Origin of the sequence: Pseudorhodoplanes sp. (assembly GCF_035565855.1) — a bacterium.
In the GTDB taxonomy this organism is placed as follows: domain Bacteria; phylum Pseudomonadota; class Alphaproteobacteria; order Rhizobiales; family Xanthobacteraceae; genus Pseudorhodoplanes.
Genome location: NZ_DATMRX010000238.1, coordinates 1 through 3,971, shown reverse-complemented (window position 1 = coordinate 3,971; position 3,971 = coordinate 1). Strand labels below are relative to the sequence as shown.

4 protein-coding genes are annotated in these 3,971 nt (G+C 64.9%); 2 read left to right on the top strand and 2 right to left on the bottom strand.

The features are described from left to right. Positions 1–197 precede the first annotated feature (197 nt). Complete coding sequence (locus tag VN004_RS13150) at positions 198–437, top strand: hypothetical protein (protein ID WP_325610696.1); 240 nt, start codon at positions 198–200, stop codon at positions 435–437. Between the two features lie 225 nt (positions 438–662). On the opposite strand, the gene VN004_RS13145 is transcribed toward VN004_RS13150, so the two are convergent. Continuing rightward, the gene (locus VN004_RS13145) at positions 663–2,240 is read right to left on the bottom strand and encodes an MDR family MFS transporter (protein WP_325610694.1); all 1,578 of its coding nucleotides are present in this window, start codon (positions 2,238–2,240) and stop codon (positions 663–665) included. A 219-nt stretch (positions 2,241–2,459) separates the two neighbouring features. Next, complete coding sequence (locus VN004_RS13140; RefSeq protein ID WP_325610692.1) at positions 2,460–3,005, bottom strand: DUF421 domain-containing protein; 546 nt, start codon at positions 3,003–3,005, stop codon at positions 2,460–2,462. 275 nt (positions 3,006–3,280) lie between these two features. Between VN004_RS13140 and VN004_RS13135 the strand changes: the two genes are divergently transcribed. Next, a complete protein-coding gene (locus tag VN004_RS13135; protein WP_325610690.1) occupies positions 3,281–3,703 on the top strand; it encodes a cupin domain-containing protein in 423 nt (140 codons plus the stop codon). Positions 3,704–3,971 lie beyond the last annotated feature (268 nt).

The window sequence follows — 3,971 nt, the reverse complement described above, 5'->3', positions numbered from 1 at the left end:
GTAGCCTGACGGAGGCAAAAGTCCACCCCCCTTCACCAACCATTCCCCATAACCCCGCGCGCGCGTCCACCCCTTTCCATCTCGATAACCTTTGCGGCGTAGGCTTCATGATGGAACCGGATGCCGGCTGCGCGACTTTCCATGAAGCCCGACGGCTTCATCGGCGCGGGCCAGGCTCTAGCGACGGAGACGCCGTCATGCCCAACCCGCGTTCGACCGATCGGCCGGAAGCCGATACGCCCACCCCGCCCCGCGTCGCCGACGCGCCGCCGCTCGCGCCCGCCGCCGAGCAATCGCCATGGTGGAGCGCGCCGTCCGGCAAGCCGTTCGGCATCCCCGATTTCGGCCATGAATTGCGCGCGCTGCTCGCAGCCTTGTTCGTGCAGCCGCAGCCGATCCCGGTGCGGATCGCCGCGCGCCGCCGCATCAGGCGCTAGCGTCCGGCCTCGCGGGCGCATCGCCGGCCCCGCCCTCACCTGTCGTCCCCGCGCAAGCGGGACCCATATCGCCCATTGTTGTGATGCCCCGCGAAAGCGGGCATCCAGTACACGCGCAACGCCAGTTGCGTTGACCGGATCTGGATCGCCCGCTTTGGCGGGCTATGACAGGCAACGCGCCTCTTCCCGCAAAGACCGAACTCTCCCGCGAAAACCGAACTCGCGTCAGTTGCGCTCGCCCGGCTCCTGCACTGGCGTCGCCGGCGCGTCGGGCGCCGGCACGGAGTCCTTCGCGGGGCCGCGCAACGGCTTCTGCTCCATGCCGATCAGGAAGGCGAGACCGAAACACAGGATCAGCATCGCCGCGAGGAAGACGAAGCGGAAGGCATAGGCGAGCGCGGGCTCCGACGCGCTGCGCGCCAGCGCCTCGACCGAGACGCCGCCGCTGCCGCCGATGCCGCCGAGCACGATCGCGCCAAGGAGTGCGACGACGAGCGCCGAGCCGAGCGAGCGGAAGAAGTTCAGCGAGCCGGTCGCGATGCCCATATACCGGCCGGCGACCGCGTTCTGCATCGACACCGTCGTCACTGGAAAGACCGAACCGACCCCGAAGCCGGCGACGCTCAGGATCGCAAGGATCACCGCGATCGGCAGGCCGATGGGCCAGATCGCGAGCGCGCCGAGCGCAAGGATCGCGAGCGCGTAGCCGGCAAAGGCCATGCGCTTGTAATTCTCGACCTGTGCCATCAGCCGTCCGGTGATGGTGGCGGACACGACCGATGCGCCCATCAGCGGGATCAGCGCAAGGCCGGACTGGCTGGCGTTGAGGTGGATCACGGTCTCGAAATAGAGCGGCACGAAGATCGTCAGTCCGACCAGCACGCCCATGCAGCAGGCGCCCGACAAGGTCGCGGTGCGCACGATCGGATTGCCGAGCACCTGCAGCGGCAGGAACGGCTCGGGCGCTGTGACGAGGCGCCAGGCGAACGCTCCCCAGAGCGCGGCCGATGCGGCAAACAGCGCCAGCACCGGCAGGCTCAGCCATGGAAAGCGCACCCCGCCCCAGCTCAGCGCGAGGAGGAGCGAGATCGCCGCCGAGATCATCAGCAGCGCGCCCGGAAGGTCGAGCGCATGCTTGCGTTGATGCAAGGGGATTCGCCGCAGCACCTTGCCGGTCAGCGCGAGCGCGACGAGGCCGAGCGGCAGGTTGATCCAGAAGATCAAAGACCAATGCAGATGCTCGGTCAGAATGCCGCCGAGGACGGGTCCGCCGATCGACGACGAGGCGAAGACCGCGCCGATATAGCCCTGGTAGCGGCCGCGCTCCCTCGGCGTGACGATGTCGGCGATGATGGTTTGCGTCAATGACATCAGCCCGCCGCCGCCGAGGCCCTGCAGGCCGCGCGCGAAGATCAGCGTCGTCATCGTCGGCGCCATCGCGCAAGCCACGGATCCGGCGATGAAAATCGCGATGCCGGTGAGCATGACGGCGCGCCGGCCATAGATGTCGCTGAGCTTGCCGTAGAGCGGCGTCGAGACGGTGGCGGTCAGAAGGTAGGCGGTGACCACCCAGGACAGGTTCTCGACGTCGTTGAAGGCGCGGCCCATTGTCGGCAGCGCGGTGGCGACGATGGTCTGGTCCAGCGCCCCCAAAAACAGCGTCAGCATCAGGCCGATGATGACCGTGCGCGCCTCGGCATGGGTGAGCGCGCGCGCCTCGGCGGGCGCCGGCGCCTTCGCCTCGCGCCGCTCCTTGCCCTTGCCTTTTGGCGCCTTCGGCGTCTTGCTCGTCCTGTCGGTCATGGCTGCTCTTGGCGCGAAGCCCGCACGCGCGCAAGCCTTGTGTCTTGCAGGTCAACTATGTCTCGCATTGAGACTGCGCGCGACCGAGGCCCTCAATTGCGAGCATCGTTCACGCTGCGCAGCGCCCAAATGCAATTGTGGAGAATGCGACAACCCTATCGGAGCAGCGTTACGGTGTCAAGGATTTTATTCTCATGACAGACAGCGCTTCCGGTCATCTCAGATCGCATCATCCCGTCGCCGTTTGCCGCCCTGCTCATCCCCCGGCGACTTCTTCACGAAACTGATTTCGCCATTGCTTTCGAGACAGGCCGACCGAACCTCCTCGATATGGTCGATGCCCTGCTGGCGCGCGAGGCTGGCCAATTCCGCGGCCGAAATCAGCTCGCGCCGCATATTCCGGTGCAGCATGCGCCCGTCCTTGACGAGCGGCAGCGGCGGCGGCGCGCAGAGCCAGGCGAAGAACCGGTTGTGATAAGCAAGCCAGTCGAGCGTGAAATCCCAGAGCACGATGGTGAGGACCAGCGTCACGCCTTCGGTAACAGACTGGTATTCCTTGGCGAAGGCGTTCTGCGCCGCGTCGGCGATGATGACGATGACGAGAATGTCGGCGATGCCGACTGCCGACGATTGCCGCCCGACCATGAAACGGAAAATCACGAAAAGCGCGAGATACATCAGGCTGCCGCGCACCACCATCTCGGCGATGGAATGCGTTGGCACGAACAGCTCGGCCCACTCAACGCGGGCGATTGCGTCCAGCATCGGCAACTCCCTGCGCAATGGATGGTCGTAACAAGTTGCTGGCGCGCATTAGGTTCCGTTCGGATACGCCGTCGCGGCAGCTCACGCTCATGCCGCGTCTTCAAGGCGCGCGTAACGCATACGCTGATGAGCACGACGATGACGATCCTGCGCCAGGGATTCGTGCGACATCGTCGCTCGTAGCCAGGCGCTGTGCCGCGCCTAATATCAAGCGCCGCGCAAAAGTTTCGCGGCTTTTCGCAACGGACCTGGAATGCTTGCAAGGAGACGGATTCATGGTGATGCGCTATGCGACCACAAGCCTGCTCGCATCAATCGTTCTGTTGGGCGCCATGCCCGCAGCGTTCGCTCAACAACAGAGTTTCAAACGCACGGAAGTGTTCAGAGGGCCGCTCGATGGCGTGCCCGGCAAGGAGATCATTGTCTGGACCACGGATTATCCGCCGGGATCGCAGACGCCGCTGCACACGCATCCGGGTCAGGAGGTCACCTTTGTGCTCGACGGCGCGGTGGTGCTGGAGCCGACCAATCCCGGCAAGGCGCCGGCCGGATTGAAAAAAGCGGGCGATGCGTGGAGCCATCCCATGGGCGAGGCGCATGTCGCGAAGAATGCAAGTCAGAAGGACCCCGCCAAGGTCCTGATCATCATGATCGCCGACAAGGGCGATCCGGTCGCCTCGGACGCTGCGAAGAAATAACAGTGGCCGTCATTGCGATCCGGGCGGTGGACGAGCGCCGCCCGGTTTGCTTGCGGGGATGGATGCGGCGCGCGCCTTTCACAATCCTATTCGAACCCAAATTCTTGCTTCGCGTTCTGGCTTGCGATTGAATTTTGTAATGAGCGCCATCTTTCCCCTTCGCAAGGTTGCCCTCCGTATTTGTCTTAGCAAATCCGCAGGCGCAAAGAGGAGCAGCAACCTCGCTGGCCGAGAGATTCCGCGCAATGCTCTGGGGCGATGGCAAGAA

What these genes read in the sequence shown, in the direction of transcription:
- VN004_RS13150 (WP_325610696.1), top strand. Translation starts at nt 198, where the DNA reads ATGCCCAACCCGCGTTCGACCGATCGGCCGGAAGCCGATACGCCCACC.
- VN004_RS13145 (WP_325610694.1), bottom strand. Translation starts at nt 2,240, where the DNA reads ATGACCGACAGGACGAGCAAGACGCCGAAGGCGCCAAAAGGCAAGGGC.
- VN004_RS13140 (WP_325610692.1), bottom strand. Translation starts at nt 3,005, where the DNA reads ATGCTGGACGCAATCGCCCGCGTTGAGTGGGCCGAGCTGTTCGTGCCA.
- VN004_RS13135 (WP_325610690.1), top strand. Translation starts at nt 3,281, where the DNA reads ATGGTGATGCGCTATGCGACCACAAGCCTGCTCGCATCAATCGTTCTG.